Raw genomic sequence first — 25,401 nt, forward strand, 5'->3', positions numbered from 1 at the left:
TGCGGCATCCCAGGATCACACGAACGGACCCATGACCATGACGCAAAGTTCCACTCGCCCTCCCGTATTCGAGCTTGCTCTTCTGGCCCTTCTCGCGACGCTCTGGGGCGCCTCCTACACCTTCATCAAGATCGGCATCGAAACGATCCCGCCCGTCACGCTGATCGCTGCCCGCACGCTCATCGCCGGAGGCGTGCTGCTGGCCATCGTCCGGATGCGCGGGCTGACGCTCCCACGCGATCGCGCCACATGGAGGGACTTTGCGGTGCAGGCCTGCCTGAACAGCGTCGTTCCGTTCACCCTCATCGCCTGGGCCGAGCAATCGGTCGATGCGGGCCTCGCCGTAATCCTCAACGCGATGACGCCCGTCTTCACCTTCCTGATCACATGGCTCTGGTCCCGCCACGAGGCGACCACGTTCCGCAAGTTCGCGGGCGTCATGATCGGCCTGGTGGGAACCTGCATCATCGTCGGGACGCAGGCCCTGACCCATGTCGGGCGGGAACTGGCCGGCCAGCTGGCGGTGGTGCTCGCGACGATCTGTTATGCGGGCGCGGCGATCTTCGGACGCACCTTCAAATCGCTCGATCCGATCATGCCTGCCACGGGATCGCTGATCTCGGGCGCCGTGATCCTGCTTCCCGTCAGCGTCGTCCTGGACCGGCCCTGGACGCTGGCGCCGTCCGAAGCCTCCGTCCTGGCTCTGATCGGTTTGGCAGTCTTCTCGACGGCCATCGCCTTCCTCATCTATTTCCGGCTCATCCACACCCTCGGTTCCCTTGGGACCACGGCTCAGGGGTATCTGCGCGCTCCCATCGGTGTCGCCATCGGGGCTGCCGTCCTGGGCGAAAGGCTGGATTCCTCCGCATGGATCGGGCTGCTGTGCATCCTCGCGGGCGTCCTGTTGATGACCTTGCCGCCGCAGGGCCGTCCGGCCGACATTCGAGCCACGTGACAGGCGCATGAAAAAGGGCCTGACCGAAGTCAGGCCCTTGTGGCAGTTTCACGCGAAGCGTCGGATTACTGCTGCGGGGAGGCCGGAGCCGACGGGCTGGCCGGAGCGCTCGGGGCCGCCGGAGCCGGGGAGGACGGGGTCGCAGGCGCCGTGGCCGGGCTGTCCGTTGCGCCCGTACCGGCGGATGGAGACGAGCTTTCCGTCTGCGTGCCGGTGCTGCCGGTCGTGCTCGGCTCGTTGCCGCCATCATAGAAGAGGAAAGCCAGCAAGCCGAGGGCGATAACAAGACCGCCGATCACGTAAGCAAGAGTGTTCGAACCGCGCGCGCTGTTATCGTAGACATTCGTCTCGCGATTGTAGACGTTCGGTTCGCGATCCATGGGATCCATAGCCATTTTCAAACTCCTTGACCGTTTTACCTCCCGTTCAACGCCCAATGTTGGATGCGGTTTCAGGCGAGCGTAACAATAATTGTAAATATCTGTGCATAAACGGGAATTGATCTTGGGTGTGGTGCGACAAATCTGAATGCCTGTTCATCTTGAAGGGGGTTGACCCCGTATCGCGTCGCTCTTACTCCGGGCAGGAAAGTGCGAGAGACAAAGGCGCAAGGCTCATGAACGCTCCGGTGAACCCGAAGAAGCTCATCAAAGGTGCGACAGGCGATTGGGAAATCGTCATCGGCATGGAGATCCACGCCCAGGTGACGAGCCAGGCCAAACTGTTCTCCGGCGCCTCTACGGCCTTCGGCGGCGATCCGAACAGCCACGTGTCCCTGGTCGATGCGGCCATGCCCGGCATGCTGCCCGTGATCAACGAGGAATGCGTGCGCCAAGCGATCCGCACGGGCCTCGGCCTCAAGGCTGAGATCAACCTGAAGAGCACCTTCGACCGGAAGAACTATTTCTACCCGGATCTGCCGCAGGGCTACCAGATCAGCCAGTACAAGAGCCCCATCGTGGGCGAGGGCGAGGTGATCGTGGACGTGCCGGAAACGGGCGAGACGATCATGGTGCGCATCGAGCGCCTGCATCTCGAGCAGGATGCAGGCAAGTCGATCCACGACCTGCATCCCACCATGAGCTTCGTCGATCTCAACCGCTCCGGCGTGGCGCTGATGGAGATCGTGTCCAAGCCCGACCTGCGCTCGGCGGACGAGGCCCGCGCCTACGTGACCAAGCTGCGCACGATCCTGCGCTATCTCGGCACCTGCGACGGGGACATGGACAAGGGCAGCCTGCGAGCCGACGTGAACGTCTCCGTGCGCCGCCCGGGTGAGGAATTCGGCACGCGCTGCGAGATCAAGAACGTCAATTCCATCCGCTTCATCGGCCAGGCCATCGAATACGAGGCGCGCCGCCAGATCGCGATCCTCGAGGACGGCGGCGTGATCGAGCAGGAGACCCGCCTCTACGATCCGGGCAAGGGCGAGACCCGCTCCATGCGCTCGAAGGAAGAGGCGCACGATTACCGCTATTTCCCCGATCCGGACCTGCTGCCGCTCGAGTTCGACCAAGCCTACGTGGACGACCTCGCCCAGCACCTGCCGGAACTGCCGGACGCCAAGAAGGCCCGCTTTATGGCCGATTACGGCTTGTCTGCCTATGACGCGAGCGTGCTGGTGGCCGAGCGCGCCTCCGCCGACTTCTTCGAGGAGGTGGCGAAGGGCCGCGACGGCAAGGCCGCCGCGAACTGGATCATCAACGAGCTGTTCGGCCGCCTCAACAAGGAAGGCAAGGACATCACGCAATCGCCGGTCTCCGCAAGTCAGCTCGGCGCGATCATCGAGCTCATCGGCGAGAACGTGATCTCCGGCAAGATCGCCAAGGACCTGTTCGAGATCGTCTTCACCGAAGGCGGCGATCCGCGTGAGATCGTGGAAAAGCGCGGCATGAAGCAGGTGACGGACACGGGTGCCATCGAGAAGGCCATCGACGCGGTCATCGCCGCCAACCCCGACAAGGTGGAGCAGGCCAAGGCCAAGCCGACGCTGCTCGGCTGGTTCGTCGGCCAGGTGATGAAGCAGACCGGCGGCAAGGCCAACCCGCAGGCGGTCAACGAAATCCTGAAGGCGAAGCTCGGGATCGAGTGACCCGTGAGCGAGACGTCTCATCCGACCCTGCGCGAGGCCGAGGACCGCGACGCGCAGGATCTGTTCGGGCTCCTGTCCCTCTGCTTCGCGGATTACCCCGGCTGCTTCGTCGATCCTCACGACGACCTGAGGGATCTTCGCGCGCCCGGATCGCCCCGGCCGAACGACGGCGCCTTCTGGGTGGCGGAAGACGCGAGCGGACGCGTCTGCGCCTGCGTGTCCATCGATTTTCCCGAAGCCGGGACGGCGGAACTGCATCGCCTTTACGTGCGCCCTGACCAGCGGGGGAAGGGTCTCGGCTCCTTCCTGGTGCAGGCGGTCGAGCACCATGCCCGCGAACGCGGCGCGACGTACATGTTCCTCTGGTCCGATACGCGCTTCACCGATGCGCACCGCCTCTACGGGAAGCTTGGATACAAGCGCACGGACCGGCGCCGCGATCTCGGCGACATCTCCGGCTCGTCGGAATATCATTTCGAGAAGGTGTTTTGACGCAGGGGCTTCCCGGCAATGTCATGGCCGCTCTGGACTTGATCCGAGGGTCAGCCCGGCTATCCCGAACGGAAAAGCATGGCGGGTCACTGAAGCGTCATCACCGGCACGAGGCCGGTGATGACGAAGGCGCGCTTTAGAATGCGCGCTCACGGGATCTCGTAGACCGAGAATTCATTGTTGATCCCACGCAGAGTTGTTCTCTTCAGGGTCGGGTGCAGGCCCTGCATCTCGATGATCCCGAGGGCTTCGGGGTTCTCGATCACGGTTCCTGTCGCGAAGATCGAGCGCGAGCCCGCGAGATTCTGAACCCGCGACGCGATGTTCACCGTCTGCCCGAAATAATCCTGCCGCTCGTTGAGCACCACGGCGAGGCAGGGACCCTCGTGGATGCCGATCTTGAGCAGCAGATCCTCCTGGCCGCGCTCGGCGTTGAGCGCACGCATCGCCTCACGCATGCGCAAGGCCGCCGAGATGGCGTGATCCGGGGTCGGGAAGGTGGCCATCACCGCATCCCCGATGGTTTTCACCACGGCTCCGGCCTCGGAGGCCACGATCTCGTTGAGTACGCGGAAATGTTCGCGCACCAGATCGTAGGCCACGAGGTCTCCGACGCGCTCGTAGAGTTCCGTAGAGCCCTTGAGGTCCGTGAACAGGAAGGTGAGGCTCGTGATCTTCAGCCGCTGATCGACGTCGAGCGTGTCGGTCCGGTAGAGATCCCGGAAGGTCTGGTTCGTCAGAAGGCGCTTGGCGGTCAGGAACGGTCGGCGGTGCCCCATCAGGTCGTGCAGGGCGTCGTCGGCGACCCACACAGCGGGGAGTGTGCGCCTCTTGGTGTGGTTTTCGAGCAGGAGGCGGACGGGACCCGGCCGCAGCTCCAGAGTGCTGTTTTCGGGGGCCAGTTCGGTCAGGATCAGGGACAGGTTCTGCCGTTCGCGGGTTGGCTCGCCCTTCACGTCGATGAACTGGGCGGCGTGCGTCACGGGGTCGAACACGATCACGAAGGCCGGGGGAAGATGCAGGGACAGGATAACCCGCTCCCCGGCAGGGAGCTCGACGGAATCGAGCGTGATGTCCTCGATCCGTATCGCGAAATCGTCCGGCAGATCGACGCCCGAACTCCAGAAGATCTGGCGCAGATATTCCGGCATCGGAAGCTTGTCCGGCTCGTGGGCCGCGATCCTTCGGATCCGCGGACTGATCGTGAAGGTCACCTCGACCATCTCATCGAGGGTCGCCTCATAGCCCGCAGCGCACAGGGCGCAGCTGTATTCCTCCTTCTTGAGTGATTTGAGGCTGGCGCCTGCGTCCATCACCCCGCCGCATCCCGGGCACAGGACGTTCCAGGACATTTCGAAGAGGCCGAGCCGTGCGGCGTGGAGGAAGGCCGCGATGCTGCTCTCTTCGTCGAGACCGTTCCGCGCGGCGAAGGCGAGGACGTTGATGCGGTTCAGCTCATGGTCCGGCGCATCACGGATCAGCCGCTCGATCGCGCCGGCGACTTCGGGCTCGACCGACTGCCGCAGGATGTCCAGAAGTTTCTGATCTTCACTCATGATCCGACCTCCTTCGAGGAGCAGATTCAGCCCCGAGTCCGGGTTGGCTCCCGGACGCCGAGGCGCATTCGTCGACATCAGCCGGCCGGTAAGCGTGCAGGATAGCACTTCGCAAGCTCAAAGGCTTGCAAAACAAGGGCTTGAGCAGCAGAAAGCCGAGAGGCGGCAAGTTGATGGCGCGCAGAGGGCTTACACCTTTACGCGACGCCGAACTCCTCCGCGTAGAGGTTCGCAATCCGCATCTGCCAGAGGCACAGGACGGGCGCGACGATCAGCTCGACGGTCAAGCCGCCAACCATGAACAAGGAGGGCAGGCCGGTCAGGACCAGTCCGACGAGGCGGCCCAAGCCTCCAATAACGACGAGCAGGGTGAGCAGCCGGAACCGGTTGGTCTTCTCCTCGATTCCCGGCAGCGTGCTCCAGAAGAGGAGGCCGATGCCGAGCAGCAGGCCGGACATGAAACGGAAATGGCTCTCCGCCGAGATGCTGACCGCATCACCCGTCAGCGCCTGCCCGAAAAGGACGCCATAGAGGCCCGTCGCGACCGGGATGGTGGCGACGATGGCCACCGTCTGCTGCAGCAGCTTCCGCTCACGGTCCATGCTGGGCATAACTCCTCCTGCTAGGCATTACTGACGCTTCCGTATCGAAACGCAATCCCATAGGGTCGCGGTGCAAATTGTCCTACGAGGAGTATGCCATGCCGGTGCGCTTTGAACTCCACGGAATCGCCCTTTCAGGTCCCACCTACAAGGTCGGCCTGATGCTGAGCTTGGCGGGCGAGCCGTTCGACTACGAGCATGTGGATATGATGCAGGGTGCGCACAGGCAGCCCGCCTATCTCTCGAAACAGCGCTACGGCCAGGTACCGCTTCTGATCGACCGCAACAACGGGCGGCATCTCTGCGAGTCCGCGGCGATCCTCGAATATCTCTCGGACATTCTGGGGAGGTTCGGCGGCGCGACCCTGGACGAGCGCCTGCAGGCGCGCGAGTGGCTCTACTGGGATTTCGACCGGCTGGCCTCGAATGTCTATCGCGCCCGGACCATCAAGCTCGGCATTCGGTCCGCCCCTGCCGAGGTGTACGAGGCGCATGTCGCCGGAGGGGACGCAGCCCTGAAGGTGCTCGACCGGCATCTGGCAGGACGCGCCTGGATCGTCGGAGAAGGCGCAACCATCGCTGACATCGATATCTACGGCGTCGTCACCTACGCCGGTGAGGCCGGACTCGATCTCGCCGACTTTCCCAACGTTATGACCTGGATGACGCGGGTCGAGGCTCTGCCCGGCTTCGCCTCGACGAAGACTCTCCTGCCGATGGAATCGCGGGTGGCGGCATGAGCGCTCTGGACATCCGGAAGGCGAGGGTGGGTGACCTCGAAGCGATCATCCGCCTTCACGAAGAGGACGAACTCGGCACGAACGGCGACGTGTGGTTGCCGGAAACCAAGCCCGCTTACGAGGCCGCTTTCGCCGCGATCGCGAGAAGCCCAGAGAACAGGCTTTTCGTTGCCCTCGACGGCGACGAGGTCGTAGGTACGTTCCAGCTCACCTTCATCCCGAACCTCACCGGGCGCGGAACGACGCGCGTGAAGGTGGAGAGCGTGAAGGTGAAGGCTTCCCGGCGCTCCGGTGGCATCGGCGCCAAGATGATGGCCTTCGCCGAGCAGCAGGCGCGCCTCGGCGGCGCCGGGACCATGGAGCTGACCTCCAACAAGACCCGCAGGGACGCCCACCGCTTCTACGAGAGGCTGGGTTACTCACGCTCGCACGAGGGATTCAAGAAGAAGCTCTGAGCGGCGGATCCTTAGGCCATCCGTCCTCTGGGTCGTAGCCGAGCTCGTCCCGACCGCCCCGACCCCGAGAGTGCTGTGCTCTTCATGGTGGGGATCACCGGCACAAGGCCGGTGATGACGGCGTGGTGATCCGGGTGTTCAGGCTTTCGTGCCGCCCTTGATCCGCGCGTTGCAGGCGCTCCAGAACCTCGGCCACTTCATGCCAGGCTCGAGCTTGCCTCCAGCCTTGGCCTGCTTCCACTCGGCGCTGCACTTGGCCAGGCGCTCGCGGGCGGCGAGTTGGGCGGCGGTCGGCTCCTTCTTCGGCTTCGTCTGAGCCTGGGCGGCGCTGGCGCCGGTGAAAGCCAGGACCAGGGTTGCGGCGAGGGCCGCGCTCAAAAGACGGTTCATCGTGAGGTCCCCCCAAAGCGCCCGAACGGCGCAGACGGCATCTCACGATGAAATATTGGAACATGCAAGGTGCCGGGGGCAGCCATGCGCGCTATCCACCGCAAAGGGCGGGCTTGGAGGGTGCAGCCGGAGGCGGGATACCTTAACTAACGTCAGATCCGCATCGCTACAGAAGGAGAGGCCTGCCATGGCGGCATCCACCCAGCAACCGATCAATCTCTATTACTGGCCGACGCCGAACGGATGGAAGATCACCATCATGCTCGAGGAATGCGGTCTTCCCTATTCGGTTCACCCGGTGAATATCGGCAAGGGCGACCAGTTCACACCTGAGTTCCTGGCGATCTCGCCCAACAACAAGATGCCCGCGATCGTCGATCCCGAGGGACCCGACGGGCAGCCGATCTCCGTGTTCGAGTCCGGCGCGATCCTGCAATATCTCGGCCGCAAGACCGGCCGGTTCTATCCGCAGGACGAGCGCGGGCGCGTGGAGGTCGAACAATGGCTGTTCTGGCAGATGGGCGGCTTCGGCCCCATGCTCGGCCAGGCGCATCATTTCCGCATCTACGCGCCGGAGAAGGTGCCCTATGCCATCGATCGCTACACCAACGAGACCAACCGCCTCTACGGCGTGCTCGACAAGCGCCTCGCGGATCGGGAGTTCGTGGCAGGCGAATACTCCATCGCCGACATGGCCATCGCGCCCTGGGCCAAGCTGTGGGAGCGCCAGGGCCAGAACATCGAGGACTTTCCCCACGTGAAGCGCTGGCTCGGAACCGTGCTCGAGCGTCCGGCGGTGGTGCGGGCGCTGGAGGTCAACACGGAGGATCGCGGCGCTTACGACATGAAGGATCCGGCGGTTCAGGCCATCCTCTTCGGTCAGAAGGCGCGGTAAGCCGTTCCCGCACCCTCCTGCGTCATCCCCGGCCTCGTGCCGGGGACCCGATCCATCGGAGCGCTCCAGCCGCGAGGAAGCGTTCCCTCAGTTCATTGTCGAGCCGGCCCGTGATGCCCTTCCCGGTGGGCCGGATGACGGAGATCATCCGGCCCACCGACGAGGCTGCGCTCTCTCAGTCCGGCGTCGGGATTGTTTGTGGCCTTGGCATCGCTCCGAACGGGCACGATGGTTCCGCAACAGGCCTGCCCTCATCGGGCGATCCGCACCCGGGTTCCGCCGGTCCCGCTCAGGCAAGTGCCGCTTGGTTCTTGAGCCTGGGTATGGGCCGCCCCGGCCAGCAGGCAAAGCCCCAAGGCAACGAGGATCGGAGATTTCACAGGTTCCCTCCTGATCGGTCTTCAGCGGACCAGTCGGAAAGGACCGGAGGATACGGTCCGGCATTCTGATCAGGTGATAACCTTCGCAGGTGCGAAAACGCGCTTGAGGGGGAGGGGGCTCGCCGCTATAAGCGCCGGACTTTCCCGATTTCTCTTCTCAAAGGGTGACCTCTCATGGCCATCGAGCGTACTTTCTCCATCATCAAGCCCGACGCGACCGAGCGTAACCTGACCGGCGCCATCAATGCCGTCATCGAGAACGCCGGTCTGCGCATCGTCGCCCAGAAGCGCGTCCTCATGTCCCGCCGCGAGGCCGAGACCTTCTATGCGGTCCACAAGGAGCGTCCCTTCTTCGGCGAACTCGTGGACTTCATGATCTCCGGCCCGGTCGTGGTGCAGGTTCTCGAAGGAGAGAACGCCGTTCTCCGCTACCGTGAGATCATGGGCGCCACAAACCCGGAGAGCGCCGCCGAGGGCACCATCCGCAAGCTCTACGCCAAGTCCATCGGCGAGAACTCGGTCCACGGCTCCGACAGCGTCGAGAACGCCAAGATCGAGATCGCCCAGTTCTTTTCTGGCAACGAGATCGTCGGCTGAGCTTTCCTTGGCTTTCCGAGCAAAATAATCGGGCCGCCTTCGGGCGGCCTTTTCTTTGCGCTCCCACTCGGTCATCATGCGCCGGCCATGAACCAAGTTCCCCGCATCGAACGCCGCCCCTCCGTCTGCCCGCATGATTGCCCCTCCGTCTGTTCCCTCGACGTGGAGGTGATCGACGGGCGCAGCATCGGGCGCGTGCACGGGGCAAAGACCAACACCTACACGGCCGGCGTGATCTGCGCGAAGGTCGCGCGGTACGCGGAGCGCATCCACCATCCGGAGCGGCTGCTCTACCCCTTGAGGCGTACGGGTCCGAAAGGGTCCGGCCGGTTCGAGCGCATCTCCTGGGACGAGGCGCTCGACACGGTCGCCAGGGCTTTCCTGAAGGTTGAAGGCGAGTTCGGTTCGGAAGCTGTCTGGCCCTATTATTACGCGGGCACCATGGGCCTCGTGATGCGCGACGGCATCAACCGCCTGCGTCATGTGAAGAAATATTCCGGCCAGTATTCCACCATCTGCACGCCCATGGGCTGGACCGGCTACGTGGCGGGCACCGGCAAGCTGGCGGGTGCGGACCCGCGCGAGATGGCCGTGTCGGACTGCGTGGTGATCTGGGGGACGAACCCGGTTCACACCCAGGTCAACGTGATGACCCACGCCATGCGCGCCCGCAAGGAGCGCGGGGCCAAGATCGTCGCCGTGGACATCTACATGAACGCCACCATGAAGCAGGCGGACATGGCGCTCCTGGTGAAGCCCGGCACCGATGGGGCGCTCGCCTGCGCGGTCATGCACGTGCTCTTCCGGGACGGTTACGCGGATTGGGATTATCTGGAGCGCTACACCGATCATCCCCGCGGACTTGAGGCGCATCTGAAGACCCGAGACCCCGCCTGGGCCTCGGCGATCACCGGGCTGCCGGTGGAAGAGATCGAGGCCTTCGCCAAGCTCGTAGGGGAGACCAAGCGCACATTCTTCCGCCTCGGCTACGGCTTCGGCCGGCAGCGCAACGGCGCGGTGAACATGCACGCGGCGGCGTGCATCCCGGCGGTGACGGGCGCCTGGCAGGTCGAGGGCGGCGGTGCGTTCCACTCCAACAGCGGCATCTTCCGCTGGAACAAGGCGCTCATCGAGGGACACGACGCGATCGACCCCTCGATCCGTCAGCTCGATCAGTCGCAGATCGGCCGCGTGCTGACGGGCGACGCGGATGCGCTCCGCAGCGGCCCTCCCGTGAAAGCGCTGCTGATCCAGAACACCAACCCCGTCTCCGTGGCTCCGGAGCAGGAGCTGGTGAAGCGGGGCTTTTCCCGCGAGGACCTGTTCGTCTGCGTGCACGAGCAGTTCATGACCGAGACGGCGATGATGGCGGACATCGTGCTGCCCGCGACCATGTTCATGGAGCACGACGATCTCTATTCCGGCGGCGGGCACCAGCATTTCCAGATCGGACCGAAGCTCATCGACCCTCCGGGCGAATGCCGGTCGAACCACGACGTCATCCGCGCGCTCGCCGAGCGCCTGGGCGCGGAGCACCGCGCCTTCCACATGGAACCGCGCGAGATCATCGACTGGACCCTGCGCCAGTCCGGCTGGGGCGGGATCGAGGAACTGGAAGCGGTCGTTCACAAGGACGTGCAGCCGCCCTTCGAGGAGGCGCATTACCTGAAAGGCTTCGGCTATCCGGACGGCAAGTTCCGCTTCAAGCCGGACTGGACCGCTGTGCCCTCCTACAACAACGGGCCGATGGGGCCCCATGCCCACATGCCCGCCTTCCCGGACCACTGGGCCGTCATCGAGGCTCAGACGGAGGAGCATCCCTTCCGCCTCGCGACGAGTCCGGCCCGCAGCTTCCTGAATACCTCCTTCACCGAGACGCCCGGCTCCGTCGCCAAGGAGGGCCGGCCGGAGGTGATGATCCATCCTCTCGATGCCGCGCCGCAGGGCATCGCCAATGGCGACTGGGTAAAGCTCAGGAACCATCGGGGCGAGGTTTTCCTGCGCGCCAGGCTCTTCGACGGCGTGCGGCGCGGGGTGCTGATCGCGGAAGGAATTTGGCCCAACAAGGCCCATCCACTGGGCCGGGGCATCAATACGTTGACGGGTGGCGACCAGGTGGCGCCCTATGGCGGCGCGGCCTTCCACGATAACCGGGTGGCGCTGGAGAAGGTGGATGCGGATCTGACGGTCGAGGTCCCGTCCGTCACCATTCGTGACAGAGCCGAGCCGGTCGCCGGCTGAACACGTGGAGCTTCCTTTCCCTACGGGAGGCTCGAGGAAACGCCCCGTCATCGCCGGCCCTGTGCCGGTGATCCCGATTTTTCAAGCGCTGGGCCCTTCCGATCGGGATAACCGGGAGGGGCCCGGGCATGAGGGCGGGAGGCCGTGACGGGGAGTGGAGCGCCTAGGCCGGCGAGCGCAGCGCGCCTTCGCCGCTCCAGTCGCCTGAGAACACCACGCGCCCGTTTTCGAGGCGTGCGCTGCCGTCGCAGATCATGCGAAGGGCGTGCGGGTAAAGCCGATGCTCCTGCACGAGAATACGGGCTGCGAGGCTCTCTTCCGTATCACCGGGAATGACCGGGACCGCCGCCTGGGCGATAATGGGACCCGCATCGAGTTCCGGCACCACGAAATGCACCGTGCAGCCATGGATGAGCACGCCTTCTTCGAGCGCACGGCGATGCGTGTGTGTGCCGCGGAACAGGGGCAGGAGGGACGGGTGAATGTTGATCATCCGTCCGGCCCAGCGCTCCACGAACCAATCGGTGAGCACGCGCATGAAGCCGGCGAGGCAGATGAACTCGATGCCGTGCTCGACGAGCACCGCGTCCATCGCCTGCTCGAAGCTTTCGCGGGTGGGATGGCTCCTGTGATCGACGATGGCCGTCGCGATGCCCGCTGCCCGCGCCCGCTGGAGTCCGGCCGCGTCGGAACGGTTCGACAGCACGAGGGCGATATCCGCCGGGAAACCGGACGCGGAGGCGGCCTCGATCAGCGAGACCATGTTGGACCCGCGTCCGGAAATCAGAACGGCGGCTCGGCGGGTCATCAGAGCGTGAGCGATCCTGCCGTCCGGACGCGCTCGCCCTCCGCATGGGCGACGGTCTGGCCGATGCGCACCGGGCTCTCCCCCGCCTGACGGAGCCGCTCGATGACCTCGTCGGCCTTGGCGGCATCCGCCACCACGATCATGCCGATGCCGCAATTGAAGGTGCGCAGCATCTCCGCCTCTGCGACGCCGCCGGTCCGGCTGAGCCAGCCGAACACGGGCGGTACGGCGATGGCGTCGAGGTCGAGCCGCACGCCGACCCCGTCGGGCAGCACGCGCGGGATATTGTCGGGGAAGCCGCCGCCGGTGATGTGGCACAACGCATGGATCCCGTCGCCGCCCTTCAGTACCTGGAGAAGGGTCTTCACATAGATCCGGGTCGGCTCAAGGAGAGCCTGGGCCAAGGTTTTACCTTGCGCGAAGGGAGCGGGGGCGTCCCAGGCGAGCCCGGAACTCTCCACGATTCGGCGAACCAGCGAGAAGCCGTTGGAATGAACGCCGGAGGAGGGCAGGCCGATGAGCACGTCGCCCGCCTTCACGTCCTTCGGCAGCAGGGTGCCGCGCTCGGCGGCGCCCACCGCGAAGCCAGCGAGGTCGTAGTCACCCTTGGCGTAGAGCCCCGGCATCTCCGCCGTCTCGCCGCCGATCAGGGCGCAGCCGGCCTGGAGGCAGCCTTCGGCGATGCCCTTCACGATGTGGACGCCGACCTCGGGCGAGAGCTTTCCGGTCGCGAAATAGTCGAGAAAGAAGAGGGGCTCCGCGCCTTGCACGATGATGTCGTTCACGCACATGGCCACGAGATCGATGCCGATCGTGTCGTGGATGCCGGTATCGATGGCGATCTTCACCTTGGTTCCGACGCCATCGTTGGCGGCCACCAGGATCGGGTCCTTGAAGCCCGCGGCCTTCAGGTCGAAGAGGCCTCCGAACCCGCCGATCTCTGCGTCCGCCCCAGGGCGGCGCGTGGACCGCACCAGGGGTTTGATCTGGTCGACCATGGCATTGCCCGCGTCGATATCGACGCCCGCTTGGGCATAGGTCAGGCCGTTCGTCTGCTTCTCGCTCATGGGCACACCCCGTGTTGGGGTGGGCAGTAAGACGAGATAGAGCGGGAGGCAAGGCCTTTTGGGCTTCTCATGCGCGTACCCTGCCGTCGTTACCAGCCTTGTGCCGGGGATCCCGATCCCTCGATCGCCGCCCTTCCTCATCGGGGTGGCCATGCATTTTCGGCGGCGGCCCATCCCAGCAGGACCTCCGGACATTGAACTTGGGCTTCCGACCCGGCATCATCCTGGCACGATGACCATCCCGAACCTGATCACCATTGCCCGCCTCATCATGGTCCCCATCGTGATCGTCATGATCATGCAGCAGCGGTGGGCGGCGGCCTTCATCCTGTTCGTCGTGGCCGGCATTTCGGACGGAATCGATGGCTTCATCGCCCGCCATTTCAACATGAGAAGCGAGTTCGGGGCCTATATCGATCCCCTGGCCGACAAGTCGCTGCTGGTTTCAATCTATGTGTCGCTGGCGATCGTAGGCGCGATTCCGAGCTGGCTGGCCATCGTCGTGGTGTCGCGGGATGCGATGATCGTATCTGCCGTGCTCCTCTCCTGGGTCATGAGCCGGCCGGTGGAGATCAAGCCGATCATGGTGAGCAAGCTTAACACCGCGGCGCAGATCGGCTTCGCGGCCTTCGCGCTCGCCGCCAACGCCTATGGCCTCGAGCTGGGGAAGCTCGAGGACATTGCGATGCTGGCCGTCGCCACCTTGACCGTAGCTTCCGCAGGTGCCTATCTCGGGGGCTGGCTGCGGCACATGGCTGCTTAGGGCCCCTGCGGGTTTCGGGTATGGAGTATCGATGACGGTCCAACGGCAGATCGGATTCTGGATTGCGGCGCTGGTCGTCGCCGTGCTGCTGCTGTTCGTGCTGCGCGGCATCCTCCTGCCCTTCGTGGCCGGCTTCGCGCTGGCCTATCTGCTCGATCCGCTGGCCGACCGGCTGCAGAGGATCGGTGTCGGGCGCCTCGGGGCGAGCCTTCTCATCCTGGTCCTGTTCGTCCTGGTCTTCATCACCTCCCTGATGATCCTGGTGCCCTTCGCGGCACAGCAGGTCGGGGCCTTCGTGGAAAGGCTGCCCGGCTACGTGGCGCGGCTTCAGGAACTGGGAGCCGAGCAGCTGGGGCCGCTCGTAAGGAGGCTCGGCATCGAGGACACGCTGCCCGCCGCCCCGACATCCGTGGGCAACCTCATCAGCCAGGGCATCGCCTGGATCACGGCCTTCCTGCAGGGACTGTGGTCGGGAGGACAGGCTCTGATGGGCATCTTCTCGCTTCTGGTCGTGACGCCGGTCGTCGCCTTCTACATGCTGGTCGACTGGGACCGTATGGTGAAGACGGTGGATTCCTGGATGCCCCTGCGTCACCGGGACACGATTCGCACCATCGCCGGTGACATCGACCGGGCGATCGCGGGCTTCGTGCGCGGGCAGGCGCTCGTCTGCCTCATCCTCGGCACCTTCTATGCGCTGGGGCTCTCCCTGATCGGGCTGAACTTCGGGGGGCTGATCGGCATGACCGCAGGCCTGCTGAGCTTCATCCCTTATGTGGGTTCGCTCACGGGCCTCATCCTGTCCATGGGCGTGGCCATCGTGCAGTTCTGGCCCGACTGGACCATGATTCTGGCAACCCTCGGCATCTTCGTGTTCGGCCAGTTCGTGGAAGGCAACATCCTCTCGCCCAAGCTGGTCGGGGATTCCGTCGGACTTCATCCGGTCTGGCTGATGTTCGCCCTTGTGGCCTTCGGCGCCCTGTTCGGTTTCGTGGGCCTCCTCCTCGCCGTGCCCCTTGCCGCCGCCATCGGCGTGATTGCGCGTTTCGCTCTGCAGCAATACCTGGCGAGCCCTCTGTACCGTGGCGGGGGGCCGGTGATCATCCACCCGAAGATCGAGGACAAGGCCGATCTCGATGCGTGAGGCACCCAAGCAGCTGATCTTCGACTTGGCCCTGGATCCGCGCTTCGGGGCGGAGGACTTTCTGGTCAGCCCCTCCAACGAGCAGGCCTACAGCCTCATCGAGACCTGGCCCGACTGGCCCGACACGATCCTCCTGCTGATCGGTCCGCGCGGCAGCGGCAAGAGCCATCTCGCTTCGATCTGGGCCTCGAACGCCCATGCCTGGACCGTCGATGCCCGCGAGATCACGCACGACAACGTTCCGCACCTGATCTCCAACGGAGCGCTCGCCATTGAGGACATGGACGGGGCCGGGCGGGACGAAGCGGCCTTGTTCCACCTCCTCAACCTGGCCCGGGAGCGGGGAGCCTCGGTCCTGATCACCAGCGAGACGCCCCCCGACCGCTGGGGCCTCCGGACGCCGGACCTGCTGTCCCGCCTGCGCCTCGCCCCGAGCGTGTCTCTCGACGCACCGGACGACGCCCTGCTCAAGGCGGTCCTGGTAAAGCTGTTCGTCGATAGGCAACTCGTGGTCGACACTTCCGTTGTCGACTATATTTCGCTCCGGATTGAACGGTCACTCGCCAAGGCTTCGGAACTGGTGGCGCTTCTGGACAAGGAGGCGCTCAGCCGGGGAAGGCGCGTCTCGCGTGCGATCGCCGCCGAGATCCTCGGAGCCCCGCAGGAAACGGATGAAAACGAGTGACGTCTGAACCTACCGCCCTGTCTTTGAACCGTCGTGAAAATGTCACGAAGTCGAGAGCAAAACGGATGCCGAAGAAGGAGGCGGCGGAGATCGAAGTGCGCGACGCTATAGCCCTGAGAGACGTGGAGACCGTCAGCGAGGCTCCCTTGCCCAAGGCCCCGCCTGACATCGAGCTGGACGGCGCGGTCCTGCGCCAGTTCCCGCAGCGCTTCATCAACCGCGAGCTCTCCTGGCTCCAGTTCAACCGCCGGGTGCTGGAGGAGGCCTCCAACCGCAACCATCCGCTGCTGGAGGAGCTGCGCTTCCTCTCCATATCGGCCGAGAACCTGGACGAGTTCTTCATGGTCCGCGTCGCGGGCTTGCGCGGGCAGGTGCGCTCCGGCGTCTCCACCATCTCCCAGGACGGTCTAACGCCTCAGGAGCAGCTGCTGAAAATCGCCGTCGAGGTGTCCAATCTCGCCTCCGACCAGCAGCGCCGCTGGGGGGAGCTCAGGGAAGCGCTGCAGGAGGAGGGGATCGTCCTCGTCGAGGGAACGGGTCTGACGAAGCCGGAAGCGTCATGGCTCGAGGATTACTTCCTCAACCATATCTTTCCGGTGCTCACGCCGCTTGCCATCGATCCGGCTCATCCGTTTCCCTTCATCCCGAATCTCGGCTCGTCCATCGCGCTCAAGCTCGTACGCCAGAGCGACGGTAAGGTGCTGAACGCGCTGATCCGACTGCCCTCGCGCGCCGAGCGCTTCGTGCGCCTGCCGGATTTCTCCGAGACGAGCTCGGCGCGCTTCATCGCCCTCGAGCAGATGATCGTGCTCTACACGAGCCGCCTGTTCCCCGGCTACGAGGTTCAGGGGCAGGGTGCGTTCCGGGTCATCCGCGATTCCGACATCGAGGTGGAGGAAGAAGCCGAGGATCTGGTGCGCCTGTTCGAAACGGCGCTCAAGCAGCGCCGCCGCGGCAGCGTCATCCGTCTCGAAGTCGAGGCTGCCATGCCGGAGGACCTGCGCCTCTTCGTGGCGGAGGAGTTGGAGGTTTCCAGGGACGAGGTCTTCGTCGTCGAGGGAATGATGGGCCTGCGCGACCTGTCGCAGCTCGTCGCGCTGGAGAGGCCCGATCTCAAGTTCAAGCCGTACAATCCGCGCTTTCCCGAGCGCATCCGCGAGCACAGCGGCGACTGCTTCGCGGCCATCCGCGAGAAGGACATCATCGTCCACCACCCGTACGAATCCTTTGACGCGGTGGTGCAGTTCCTGCGGCAGGCCGCCGGCGATCCCAACGTGGTGGCGATCAAGCAGACGCTCTATCGCACCTCCTCGGATTCACCCATCGTCGCCGCCCTCGCGGAAGCGGCGGAGGCGGGCAAGTCCGTCACCGCCCTCGTCGAGCTGAAAGCCCGTTTCGACGAGGAGGCGAACATCCGCTGGGCGCGCAACCTGGAGCGCGCGGGCGCCCAGGTGGTCTACGGCTTCATCGAGCTGAAGACCCACGCCAAGCTCTCCATGGTCGTGCGGCGCGAAGGCAGCCAGCTCATCACCTATTGCCATGTGGGCACGGGCAATTACCACCCGATCACCGCGCGCATCTATACGGACCTGTCCTTCTTCACCGCCGATCCGGTGACCGGCCGGGACGTGTCGCGCATCTTCAATTTCGTGACGGGCTATGCGGAGCCGGCGGAGCTGGAGCGCATGGCGGTATCGCCTCTCACCTTGAGAAAGCGCCTGCTCCAGCACATCGAGGAGGAGATCGCCCACGCCAAGGCCGGACGTCCCGCTGCGATCTGGGGCAAGTGCAACGCGCTGGTCGATCCCGACATCATCGACGCTCTCTACGACGCGAGCGCGGCGGGCGTGCAGGTGGACCTCATCGTGCGTGGCATCTGCTGCTTGAGGCCCGGCATCAAGGGGCTGTCGGAGAACATCCGGGTGAAGTCCATCGTCGGCCGTTTCCTCGAGCACACGCGCATCTACGCCTTCGGCAACGGGTCCGGGCTGCCGAACCCCACGGCGCACGTCTACATCTCCTCCGCCGACCTGATGACGCGCAACCTCGACCGGCGCGTCGAGGCCCTGCTGCCGATCAGCAATCCCACGGTGCATCAGCAGGTCCTCGACCAGATCATGCTGGCCAACCTGCTCGACAACGAGCAGAGCTGGGCCGTTCTTCCCGACGGCACCAGCCAGCGGATCGTGCCCGCCAAGGGCGAGGAGCCGTTCAACGCCCACAAGTATTTCATGACGAACCCGAGCCTCTCCGGCCGCGGCAAGTCCCTCAAGACGTCGAGCCCCAAGGCCCTTGCGAAGCGGGGACAGCGCTGACATGCAGACCATCGTGCGAGAAGCCCAGGGAAGACTCAAGATCGGCCGTCCGGTCGCCATCATCGATATCGGCTCGAACTCGGTGCGCCTCGTGGCCTACGAGGGCCTGGCCCGTGCCCTGACCCCCATCTACAACGAGAAGGTTCTCTGCGGTCTCGGCCGCCACGTCGCCACCACTGGCCGCCTCGACGAGGACGCGGTGGATCGGGCGCTTCGCGCGCTCGCCCGGTTCCGGGTGCTGTGCGACACGATGCAGGTCTCCGATGTGTTCGTGCTGGCTACCGCCGCCGCGCGGGACGCCACCAACGGCCCCGCCTTCCTGGAGGCCGCGGCAGAGGCCTGCGGGCGCCCGATCAGCCTGCTCTCGGGGGGCGAGGAGGCACGTTTCTCCGCCCTCGGCATCGTCGCGGGCTTCCATGAGCCGGACGGCATCGTGGGCGACATGGGCGGCGGCAGTCTCGAACTCGTGGACGTGAAGGGCGCGACCGTCGGCAAGGGCATCACCATGGCCCTGGGCGGCCTCGCCCTGCAGGACGTGAGCGGCGGCTCCCTGAAGAAGGCGCAGAAGATCGTGTGCGCCGCGCTGGAGCGTGCGCCGGAATACCTGGAGAACCTGAAGGGGCGCACCTTCTATGCGGTCGGCGGCACCTGGCGCGCGCTGGCGCGCCTGCATCAGGCGGCAACCGACTACCCGCTCCATGTGATGCACAGCTACATCCTCAATCCGAAGGACGGGCTCGACTTCCTGCATCTCGTGGAGGAGGCGGACGCCAAGACCCTGAAGGATATCGAGAGCATTTCCGAGGCCCGGCGTCCGCTGCTGGCCTATGGCGCCATCGTGCTGGAGGAGATCATCCGTCTCGGCGAGCCGAAGGAGGTGGCGATTTCAGCTTTCGGCGTGCGCGAGGGCGTCCTCTTCGACAAGCTCGATCCCGACACGCGGAGGCGCGATCCGCTGCTGGCCGCGGCCAGCGACCTGAACCTGCTGCGCTCCCGCTCCCCCCGCCACGGTGAGGAGCTGTGCGAGTGGACGGAAGCCTTTATGAGGAGCCTCGGGATCGCGGAAACGGAAAACGAGACCCGGCTGCGCCGTGCCGCCTGCCTTCTCGCCGATATCGGCTGGCGCGCCCATCCCGACTACCGGGGCGAGCAGAGCCTCAACCTCATCGCCTATGGCGCCTTCGCCGGCCTCGACCATCCGGGCCGGGCCTATCTCGCGCTGTCGATCTTCTTCCGGCACGAGGGGCTTTCTCCCGACAAGGTGGGGTCGCGCATCAGGAATCTGGCCGGGCCGCGCTATCTGGAGCGCGCGCGCCTGCTCGCGGCGCTCATGCGCGTCGCCTACCCCGTTTCGGTTTCCATGGAGGGAATCCTGCCGCAGGCGCCCCTGCGGGTGAGGGGCAAGCAGGTCGTCCTGCAACTGCCCCTTCATCTGCAGGACCTCGCGAACGAGCGGCTGGCGGGCCGTATGAAGGCCCTGGGCAAGCTCCTCGGCATGGAGCCCGTCATTGAAATCGAGAGATAGAGCGACAGTCCGAGAGGGCTCCCGTCATCGAGGGCTGCGGCCCCTGGACAAGGGAGTTTCCGGCACTCGTCATGGCCGTCCCCGGACGTGATCCGGGGATCGGTCCTGGCCCTCCCGATGCGAGGAGCGCGCGCGGCGAACAAGCCTAAGAGAAACGGTTTTCAGGCCTGTGTGATTGGCCGCAACCTCACCCGGCCGCGTTCCAGCACGAGGCCGAGCTGGCCGTTCTTGAGCGCCAGCGCCTTTTCGCCGAACAGGGCGCGCCGCCAGCCGTGCAGGGAGGGAACGTCCGCCGTGTCGCTCTCCGCGATGGCCTCGAGCTCCTCGACGGTGGCGACGATTTTGGGGGCGACGCCTTCCTGCTCGGCCACGGCCTTGAGCAGCACCTTCAGCAGGTCGACGACCGCTGCGGTATTGCCGCGTCCCCGACTGCGTTCGGGCATGGCGATGGCGGACAGATCGCGGGCGAGCCCTCGCTCGACCGCCTCGAGAATGTCGGCGCCTGTCCGGGAACGCTCGAAGCCGTTGGGAATGGAGCGAAGCCGTCCCAATGCCTCCACGCTGCGGGGCGCGGAGGTGGCGATGTCGATCATCGCATCGTCCTTGAGGATGCGACCGCGGGGGACGTCGCGCGCTTGGGCCTCTCGCTCGCGCCAAGCGGCGACCTCCATCAGGACGGCGACCTCCTTCGGCTTGCGCAGGCGCCCGGCGAGGCGGCGCCAGGCATTCTGCGGGTCGGCCTGATAGGTCTCCGGGGCCGTGAGAACGGACATCTCCTCGGCGAGCCAGGCGAGGCGTCCGTTCTTCTGGAGCTGAGCCATCAGCGCCTCGTAGACCCTCACCAGATGAGTGACGTCGGAGAGGGCATAGGTCAGCTGGGCGTCGGAGAGGGGACGGCGCGACCAGTCCGTGAATCGGGAGGACTTGTCGATCTTCGCCTTGGCGAGGTCGTTGACCAATTGCTCATAGGATACCGAATCGCCATAGCCGCAGACCATGGCGGCGACCTGGGTGTCGAACAGGGGCTCGGGCACGATTCTCCCCAAATTCCAGACGATCTCCAGATCCTGCCTGGCGGAATGGAAAACCTTCACCACGGCTCTGTCGGCCATGAGCGCCATGAAAGGATCGAGGCTGATCCCCTCCGCCAGCGGATCGATGAGGAAGGCGTCCGCGGGGTCCGGCCCCGCCATCTGGATCAGGCAGAGCTTCGGATAATAGGTGGTCTCGCGCAGGAACTCCGTATCGACGGTGACGAACGGATGCTGGCTCAGGCGGGAGCAGGCGTCGGAAAGCGCCTCGGTTGTCGTGATCAAATTCATGGAAAGGTCTTTTAGCGGAACCTGATGATACAGGCGACCCCTCCTTACGCTCCGCGCAGGGCTTTCCTCCGCTCTTTTGCCTGTCTTTCGGCGCGCTTCAGGAGCCAGTCCAGGATGTTCCGGTCCACCACGAGCCCGGTCTCGGCATCCTCGAGCCGCTCGATCCGGTCGACCCGGAAGCCGCGATAGCCGTCGTCGGACATGTCGATGCCGCCGAGCAGCATCTTACCGGGACCGACCTTCAGCTCGCGCGCGATGACCCAGCGCCGGGTCGGGTTGCCGACCTGGTCCACGTAATCGATCTCGAGCGCGCCGTCGAAGGGATAGACATGCCAGTTGCCCTCGATCCGCTCCTCGAAGGGAGCGTTCCGGCCGTGCTTCAGCAGGGTTGTCGCATGAGTGAGTGTCATGTTGCGGATATGGGTATTCACGCTTTGTTCTTCAAGGATTCCGGAGCCTGAGAACGGCGAAAAAACCCTTATGGGACAATGAAAAATCAGGGCTCCGCACAAGGCGCTTCGCGGCCGTCTGAGCGGCTCCCCTGCGGATCAGGGAACGGCTCCTTCGGGCATTCGGCAGCAAAGCCACCATGCCCTGGATGCCTCTGGTTCGATAAGCCTTCGGGGAGGCTCGGAGGCTTATCGAACCAGACGCCTGGCCGTTCGCGCACAGCTCCCCGATCCGGAATCCCGTCCCCGCGCTGAAATACGTCAGAGCGGCTTCCTCGAATCCATCGTGCCGGCGGACTCCGTTGCCGGAACGAGTTTGTACAGGTTTCCTTCCGGGTCGTCGGTGATCACGTGGAGGCTTCCATCCGGCCCCTCCCGCACGTCGCGGATACGGCCCAGCTCACCATTGAGGTGCCGCTCCTCGGAGAGGATCCGGTCTTGCCCGAGCTGGAGGCGGGCCACCATCTGCCCCACCAAGGCACCCGACCAGAGCGAGACGCTCTCGCCCTCGCGCTTCAGCGCCAGTCCAGATGGGGCGATCGACGGCACCCAATAGTGGAGCGGCTGCTCCATGCCAGGCGTGTGTGTGCCGTTTCCGATGGGTTCGCCACTGTAATCGATGCCGTAGGTGATCACAGGCCAGCCGTAGTTCCGACCGGGCTCGATCAGGTTCACTTCGTCGCCCCCCTGGGGACCATGCTCCGTTGACCAGATGCGTCCGGTGACCGCGTCCACGACGAGGCCCTGTGGATTGCGATGGCCGTAGCTCCAAATCTCGGGCTTGGCACCGGGCACGCTCACGAAGGGATTGCCCTCGGGAACGGACCCATCCGTCCTGATCCTGATGATGGTTCCGGTGTGGTTCGTCAGGTCCTGCGCCATGCTTGGCTGCCATCGGTCGCCCAGGGTCAGGAACAGGTGCCCGTCGCCGGACAGCGCAAGACGCCCGCCAAGCTGGTCGATGCCGGGCATCGGGGGATCGCTCTCGAAGATGACCTTCTTGTCCACGAGGATGTTCCGCGTGCGGTCGTAGCGGGCCTTGAGCACCCGGATGGTCAGCGCCTCCTCAGTGCCGTGCGTATACGAGAGGTACAGGGTTGCCGTCCGGACAAAGTCGGGGGCGACCGCCACGTCGAGCAGCCCTGCATGGCTCCCGCTGACGACCTTGGGCACGCCGCCCACCTGACTGATGGGCTGACCCGGGCGAACGACACGGAGCCGCCCGGGCTTCTCCGTCACGAGGATGCCGCCGTCGGGCAGAAAGCCGATCGACCAGGGAAACTCGAATGGTCCGGCCACCGGGACAGGGACATATTCCTCGGTCCGCGGAACCTCCGCAGCAATGACATCGTCGTTCTCCGACCTGGCGCCCACGGGAGCGATTATCAGCAGCCCAAGCAGGATGCAGCTAGCGGAGGCCTGGAAACGGCAGCGTCTTCCTCTTGCCGTCATGGCGATCACTTTCATGGCGCGCGGCACACCTCGACCATGCGGCGAGATGTACAGCGGACAGCAATTTTGAAACTCTGGAATGCCAGCCCGTCAACTCACGGTTTCGAGCTTGGGCTTTCCATGTGGCCATTGTTTGGCCGGGCCAGGTCCGGCGACTTTTCCGACCGAACGCCGGCTTCTTCAGTCGTGACGTCTGTCGCTTCCCGGAGCTGTGCTCCCCCCAGGCTTCCGCCCGCAGCGAACGACCGCGCGACAGGGGTGCGGGCCCGCCCGCAGCCGTTCGAGGAGAGCGGTGGCACGCGGTGGGAGGATGAGATACCCGAGGAAGCCCACTCCGCCACGCCCGTCCGGGGCGAGGCGCGCTCTCGAGGGGAGGCCGAACCGATTCCCCGCCCTTCGAGGACAGAGCCAGGACGGGCCGTCAGCCGCTCGCCCAAAGGGGCGGGGCTCTCGAACGGAGCCCTCATTCATCCTTCCTCCTTGACTTCCCCGGCCTCCCATGGATGTTGCGCGGAACACCGAACCAGCAGGCTTTTTCCATGTCCGCCTCCATGCACCGTTACCGTACCCATACCTGCGGCGCGCTCCGCGAATCCGATGTCGGCGAGGTCGCGCGCCTTTCCGGCTGGTGCCACCGCATCCGCGACCATGGCGGCGTGCTCTTCATCGACCTGCGTGACCATTACGGCATGACGCAATGCGTGGTCGATCCGGATTCCCCGGCCTTCAAGCTGGCCGAGACCGCCCGCTCCGAATGGGTGATCCGCGTGGACGGCAAGGTGCGCAAGCGCCCGGCTGGCACCGAGAATCCGGAGTTGCCCACCGGCATGATCGAGGTCTACATCACCGACATGGAGGTGCTCGGCCCGGCGGACGAGCTGCCGATGCCGGTCTTCGGCGAACAGGATTACCCGGAGGAGACCCGTCTCAAGTACCGGTACCTGGATCTTCGCCGCGAGAAGCTGCACAACAACATCATGAAGCGCGGCGCGATCATCGACTCGCTTCGCACCCGCATGAAGACGAGCGGCTTCTTCGAGTTCACGACCCCGATCCTGACGGCGTCCTCGCCCGAGGGCGCGCGTGACTTCCTGGTGCCCTCGCGCATCCATCCCGGCAAATTCTATGCGCTGCCGCAGGCCCCGCAGCAGTTCAAGCAGCTGATCATGATCTCCGGATTTGACCGGTATTTCCAGATCGCACCCTGCTTCCGCGACGAGGACCCTCGCGCCGACCGCCTGCCGGGCGAGTTCTACCAGCTCGACGTGGAGATGAGCTTCGTCACGCAGGAGGACGTGTTCCAGACCATGGAGCCGGTGATCCGCGACACATTCAAGGAATTCGCCGACGGCAAGCCGGTTACGGAGGTCTTCCCGCGCATCCCGTTCTTCGAGGCCATGCTGAAATACGGCACGGACAAGCCGGACCTGCGCAACCCGCTCGTCATCGCCGATGTGTCGGAGGTGTTCGAGCGCGAGGACGTGACCTTCAACGCGTTCAAGAACGTCATCAAGTCCGGCGGCGTCGTGCGCGCCATCCCGGCCACGGGCGCCGCCTCGCAGCCGCGCTCCTTCTTCGACAAGCTCAACGACTGGGCCCGCTCGGAAGGCGCGCCCGGCCTCGGCTACATCGTGTTCGAGGAGGAGGGCGGCCAGATCCAGGCCAAGGGTCCCATCGCCAAGTTCATCCCCGAGGCCGCCCAGGCCGTCATTCGCGAGAAGGCCGGCATCAAGGCGGGCGACGCAGTGTTCTTCTCGGCCGGAGCGGAGGACAAGGCTGCGTCTCTCGCCGGCAAGGCGCGCGTGCGCATCGGCGACGAATTGGGTCTCGGCAACAAGGACCAGTTCGCCTTCTGCTGGATCGTGGACTTCCCCCAATACGAGTGGAACGAGGACGAGAAGAAGATCGACTTCTCCCACAACCCGTTCTCCATGGCCAATATGAGCCATGAGGAGTTCATGGCGCTCGACCCGGCGGAGAAGGACAGGATCCTCAAGATCACGGCCTTTCAGTACGACATGGTCTGCAACGGCTACGAGATGGCCTCGGGCTCGATCCGCAACCACCGCCCCGATCGGATGGTGAAGGCCTTCGAGATCGCCGGCTACGGCGAGAAGGAAGTGATGGAGCGCTTCGGCGGCATGTACCGGGCCTTCCAGTACGGCGCGCCGCCCCACGGCGGCATGGCGGCGGGCGTGGACCGTATCGTGATGCTGCTCTGTGGCGCGCACAACCTGCGTGAAATCACGCTCTTCCCCATGAACCAGAAGGCGGAAGACCTGCTGCTCGGCGCCCCCTCCGAAGCAACGCCCAAGCAACTGCGCGAGCTTCACATCCGGACGAACCTCCCGGAGAAATAAGGCGCGTTGTGCGCAGGCCGCGGGATTACGTCATCCCGGCATGGCTATCCTTCTGTCTTCCTCCTCTGTCATGGCCGGGCTCGTCCCGGCCATCCCGACAATGAAAGGCGCGGAGA

General features: G+C 65.0%; 23 protein-coding genes. 14 read left to right on the forward strand and 9 right to left on the reverse strand.

Features of this window, described 5'->3' with window-relative positions:
- Window positions 1-31 precede the first annotated feature (31 nt).
- Window positions 32-955 (forward strand): DMT family transporter, encoded by a 924-nt coding sequence (locus GR328_RS17580; protein WP_160886027.1) that lies wholly within the window; start codon window positions 32-34, stop codon window positions 953-955.
- Window positions 956-1,020: 65 nt separating this feature from the next.
- Here GR328_RS17580 and GR328_RS17585 read toward each other — a convergent pair whose 3' ends face one another.
- A complete protein-coding gene (locus GR328_RS17585) occupies window positions 1,021-1,350 on the reverse strand; it encodes a hypothetical protein (RefSeq protein WP_160886029.1) in 330 nt (109 codons plus the stop codon).
- 221 nt (window positions 1,351-1,571) lie between these two features.
- Here GR328_RS17585 and gatB point away from each other — a divergent pair, with 221 nt between their 5' ends.
- Together gatB and GR328_RS17595 are read left to right on the forward strand one after the other, a co-directional pair.
- Window positions 1,572-3,047 carry an Asp-tRNA(Asn)/Glu-tRNA(Gln) amidotransferase subunit GatB gene (gatB, locus tag GR328_RS17590; RefSeq protein ID WP_160886031.1) on the forward strand — a complete coding sequence of 492 codons (1,476 nt, stop codon included), beginning with the start codon at window positions 1,572-1,574 and terminating at the stop codon, window positions 3,045-3,047.
- 3 nt (window positions 3,048-3,050) lie between these two features.
- Window positions 3,051-3,539, forward strand: coding sequence for a GNAT family N-acetyltransferase (locus GR328_RS17595; RefSeq protein WP_160886033.1), 489 nt, complete (start codon window positions 3,051-3,053; stop codon window positions 3,537-3,539).
- Window positions 3,540-3,688: 149 nt separating this feature from the next.
- Here the strand turns inward: GR328_RS17595 and GR328_RS17600 are convergent, their stop codons facing one another.
- Both GR328_RS17600 and GR328_RS17605 read right to left on the reverse strand, forming a co-directional pair.
- Window positions 3,689-5,095, reverse strand: a complete 1,407-nt coding sequence (locus GR328_RS17600; RefSeq protein WP_160886035.1) for an adenylate/guanylate cyclase domain-containing protein — start codon at window positions 5,093-5,095, stop codon at window positions 3,689-3,691.
- A 197-nt stretch (window positions 5,096-5,292) separates the two neighbouring features.
- Window positions 5,293-5,697 (reverse strand): DUF4345 domain-containing protein, encoded by a 405-nt coding sequence (locus tag GR328_RS17605; protein WP_160886037.1) that lies wholly within the window; start codon window positions 5,695-5,697, stop codon window positions 5,293-5,295.
- 98 nt (window positions 5,698-5,795) lie between these two features.
- Between GR328_RS17605 and GR328_RS17610 the strand changes: the two genes are divergently transcribed.
- The gene (locus GR328_RS17610; RefSeq protein WP_160886038.1) at window positions 5,796-6,437 is read left to right on the forward strand and encodes a glutathione S-transferase family protein; all 642 of its coding nucleotides are present in this window, start codon (window positions 5,796-5,798) and stop codon (window positions 6,435-6,437) included.
- Window positions 6,434-6,892 carry a GNAT family N-acetyltransferase gene (locus tag GR328_RS17615; protein WP_160886039.1) on the forward strand — a complete coding sequence of 153 codons (459 nt, stop codon included), beginning with the start codon at window positions 6,434-6,436 and terminating at the stop codon, window positions 6,890-6,892. The genes GR328_RS17610 and GR328_RS17615 overlap by 4 nt, the downstream gene beginning before the upstream one ends.
- Before the next feature lie 138 nt (window positions 6,893-7,030).
- On the opposite strand, the gene GR328_RS17620 is transcribed toward GR328_RS17615, so the two are convergent.
- Window positions 7,031-7,282 (reverse strand): hypothetical protein, encoded by a 252-nt coding sequence (locus GR328_RS17620; protein WP_160886041.1) that lies wholly within the window; start codon window positions 7,280-7,282, stop codon window positions 7,031-7,033.
- A gap of 187 nt (window positions 7,283-7,469) precedes the next feature.
- On the opposite strand from GR328_RS17620, the gene GR328_RS17625 reads away from it, so the two are divergent.
- The 3 genes from GR328_RS17625 to GR328_RS17635 all read left to right on the forward strand — a co-directional run bounded on the left by GR328_RS17625 (window position 7,470) and on the right by GR328_RS17635 (window position 11,395).
- Window positions 7,470-8,177: a glutathione S-transferase N-terminal domain-containing protein gene (locus GR328_RS17625; protein WP_160886043.1), complete on the forward strand. Its 708-nt coding sequence runs from the start codon at window positions 7,470-7,472 to the stop codon at window positions 8,175-8,177.
- 554 nt (window positions 8,178-8,731) lie between these two features.
- The gene (gene ndk, locus GR328_RS17630; RefSeq protein ID WP_160886045.1) at window positions 8,732-9,154 is read left to right on the forward strand and encodes a nucleoside-diphosphate kinase; all 423 of its coding nucleotides are present in this window, start codon (window positions 8,732-8,734) and stop codon (window positions 9,152-9,154) included.
- 87 nt (window positions 9,155-9,241) lie between these two features.
- Window positions 9,242-11,395, forward strand: coding sequence for a molybdopterin-containing oxidoreductase family protein (locus GR328_RS17635; protein WP_160886047.1), 2,154 nt, complete (start codon window positions 9,242-9,244; stop codon window positions 11,393-11,395).
- A 163-nt stretch (window positions 11,396-11,558) separates the two neighbouring features.
- Here GR328_RS17635 and purN read toward each other — a convergent pair whose 3' ends face one another.
- Window positions 11,559-12,203 (reverse strand): phosphoribosylglycinamide formyltransferase, encoded by a 645-nt coding sequence (gene purN, locus GR328_RS17640; RefSeq protein ID WP_160886049.1) that lies wholly within the window; start codon window positions 12,201-12,203, stop codon window positions 11,559-11,561.
- Complete coding sequence (purM, locus tag GR328_RS17645; RefSeq protein ID WP_160886051.1) at window positions 12,203-13,270, reverse strand: phosphoribosylformylglycinamidine cyclo-ligase; 1,068 nt, start codon at window positions 13,268-13,270, stop codon at window positions 12,203-12,205. Before purM ends, purN begins: the two co-directional genes overlap by 1 nt.
- 232 nt (window positions 13,271-13,502) lie before the next feature.
- On the opposite strand from purM, the gene GR328_RS17650 reads away from it, so the two are divergent.
- From GR328_RS17650 to ppx, 5 genes are all read left to right on the forward strand, one after another.
- The gene (locus GR328_RS17650; RefSeq protein ID WP_160886053.1) at window positions 13,503-14,033 is read left to right on the forward strand and encodes a CDP-alcohol phosphatidyltransferase family protein; all 531 of its coding nucleotides are present in this window, start codon (window positions 13,503-13,505) and stop codon (window positions 14,031-14,033) included.
- Window positions 14,034-14,064: 31 nt separating this feature from the next.
- Window positions 14,065-15,177 carry an AI-2E family transporter gene (locus GR328_RS17655; protein WP_160886055.1) on the forward strand — a complete coding sequence of 371 codons (1,113 nt, stop codon included), beginning with the start codon at window positions 14,065-14,067 and terminating at the stop codon, window positions 15,175-15,177.
- Window positions 15,170-15,862 (forward strand): P-loop NTPase family protein, encoded by a 693-nt coding sequence (locus GR328_RS17660; RefSeq protein ID WP_160886057.1) that lies wholly within the window; start codon window positions 15,170-15,172, stop codon window positions 15,860-15,862. Before GR328_RS17655 ends, GR328_RS17660 begins: the two co-directional genes overlap by 8 nt.
- Before the next feature lie 65 nt (window positions 15,863-15,927).
- Window positions 15,928-18,177, forward strand: coding sequence for an RNA degradosome polyphosphate kinase (locus GR328_RS17665; RefSeq protein WP_170304135.1), 2,250 nt, complete (start codon window positions 15,928-15,930; stop codon window positions 18,175-18,177).
- A 1-nt stretch (window position 18,178) separates the two neighbouring features.
- A complete protein-coding gene (gene ppx, locus GR328_RS17670; protein ID WP_160886061.1) occupies window positions 18,179-19,702 on the forward strand; it encodes an exopolyphosphatase in 1,524 nt (507 codons plus the stop codon).
- A gap of 161 nt (window positions 19,703-19,863) precedes the next feature.
- On the opposite strand, the gene rnd is transcribed toward ppx, so the two are convergent.
- The 3 genes from rnd to GR328_RS17685 form a co-directional block, all read right to left on the reverse strand.
- Window positions 19,864-21,024: a ribonuclease D gene (gene rnd, locus GR328_RS17675; RefSeq protein ID WP_160886063.1), complete on the reverse strand. Its 1,161-nt coding sequence runs from the start codon at window positions 21,022-21,024 to the stop codon at window positions 19,864-19,866.
- A gap of 44 nt (window positions 21,025-21,068) precedes the next feature.
- Window positions 21,069-21,455, reverse strand: coding sequence for a hypothetical protein (locus GR328_RS17680; RefSeq protein WP_160886065.1), 387 nt, complete (start codon window positions 21,453-21,455; stop codon window positions 21,069-21,071).
- 279 nt (window positions 21,456-21,734) lie between these two features.
- The gene (locus GR328_RS17685) at window positions 21,735-22,940 is read right to left on the reverse strand and encodes a PQQ-dependent sugar dehydrogenase (protein ID WP_205790102.1); all 1,206 of its coding nucleotides are present in this window, start codon (window positions 22,938-22,940) and stop codon (window positions 21,735-21,737) included.
- 536 nt (window positions 22,941-23,476) lie between these two features.
- Between GR328_RS17685 and aspS the strand changes: the two genes are divergently transcribed.
- A complete protein-coding gene (aspS, locus tag GR328_RS17690) occupies window positions 23,477-25,285 on the forward strand; it encodes an aspartate--tRNA ligase (RefSeq protein WP_160886151.1) in 1,809 nt (602 codons plus the stop codon).
- The last annotated feature ends 116 nt before the right edge of the window (window positions 25,286-25,401 follow it).

This window comes from Microvirga makkahensis (assembly GCF_009830105.1).
GTDB lineage: Bacteria > Pseudomonadota > Alphaproteobacteria > Rhizobiales > Beijerinckiaceae > Microvirga > Microvirga makkahensis.

Bases quoted from the DNA above. Each gene is read 5' to 3' on its own strand.
- GR328_RS17625 (WP_160886043.1), top strand. From the start codon at position 7,470: ATGGCGGCATCCACCCAGCAACCGATCAATCTCTATTACTGGCCGACG.
- ppx (WP_160886061.1), top strand. From the start codon at position 18,179: ATGCAGACCATCGTGCGAGAAGCCCAGGGAAGACTCAAGATCGGCCGT.
- GR328_RS17610 (WP_160886038.1), top strand. From the start codon at position 5,796: ATGCCGGTGCGCTTTGAACTCCACGGAATCGCCCTTTCAGGTCCCACC.
- rnd (WP_160886063.1), bottom strand. From the start codon at position 21,024: ATGAATTTGATCACGACAACCGAGGCGCTTTCCGACGCCTGCTCCCGC.
- GR328_RS17655 (WP_160886055.1), top strand. From the start codon at position 14,065: ATGACGGTCCAACGGCAGATCGGATTCTGGATTGCGGCGCTGGTCGTC.
- GR328_RS17660 (WP_160886057.1), top strand. From the start codon at position 15,170: ATGCGTGAGGCACCCAAGCAGCTGATCTTCGACTTGGCCCTGGATCCG.
- ndk (WP_160886045.1), top strand. From the start codon at position 8,732: ATGGCCATCGAGCGTACTTTCTCCATCATCAAGCCCGACGCGACCGAG.
- purM (WP_160886051.1), bottom strand. From the start codon at position 13,270: ATGAGCGAGAAGCAGACGAACGGCCTGACCTATGCCCAAGCGGGCGTC.
- GR328_RS17650 (WP_160886053.1), top strand. From the start codon at position 13,503: ATGACCATCCCGAACCTGATCACCATTGCCCGCCTCATCATGGTCCCC.
- GR328_RS17665 (WP_170304135.1), top strand. From the start codon at position 15,928: ATGCCGAAGAAGGAGGCGGCGGAGATCGAAGTGCGCGACGCTATAGCC.
- GR328_RS17585 (WP_160886029.1), bottom strand. From the start codon at position 1,350: ATGGCTATGGATCCCATGGATCGCGAACCGAACGTCTACAATCGCGAG.
- gatB (WP_160886031.1), top strand. From the start codon at position 1,572: ATGAACGCTCCGGTGAACCCGAAGAAGCTCATCAAAGGTGCGACAGGC.
- GR328_RS17620 (WP_160886041.1), bottom strand. From the start codon at position 7,282: ATGAACCGTCTTTTGAGCGCGGCCCTCGCCGCAACCCTGGTCCTGGCT.
- GR328_RS17685 (WP_205790102.1), bottom strand. From the start codon at position 22,940: ATGAAAGTGATCGCCATGACGGCAAGAGGAAGACGCTGCCGTTTCCAG.
- aspS (WP_160886151.1), top strand. From the start codon at position 23,477: ATGCACCGTTACCGTACCCATACCTGCGGCGCGCTCCGCGAATCCGAT.
- GR328_RS17600 (WP_160886035.1), bottom strand. From the start codon at position 5,095: ATGAGTGAAGATCAGAAACTTCTGGACATCCTGCGGCAGTCGGTCGAG.
- purN (WP_160886049.1), bottom strand. From the start codon at position 12,203: ATGACCCGCCGAGCCGCCGTTCTGATTTCCGGACGCGGGTCCAACATG.
- GR328_RS17615 (WP_160886039.1), top strand. From the start codon at position 6,434: ATGAGCGCTCTGGACATCCGGAAGGCGAGGGTGGGTGACCTCGAAGCG.
- GR328_RS17635 (WP_160886047.1), top strand. From the start codon at position 9,242: ATGAACCAAGTTCCCCGCATCGAACGCCGCCCCTCCGTCTGCCCGCAT.
- GR328_RS17580 (WP_160886027.1), top strand. From the start codon at position 32: ATGACCATGACGCAAAGTTCCACTCGCCCTCCCGTATTCGAGCTTGCT.
- GR328_RS17605 (WP_160886037.1), bottom strand. From the start codon at position 5,697: ATGGACCGTGAGCGGAAGCTGCTGCAGCAGACGGTGGCCATCGTCGCC.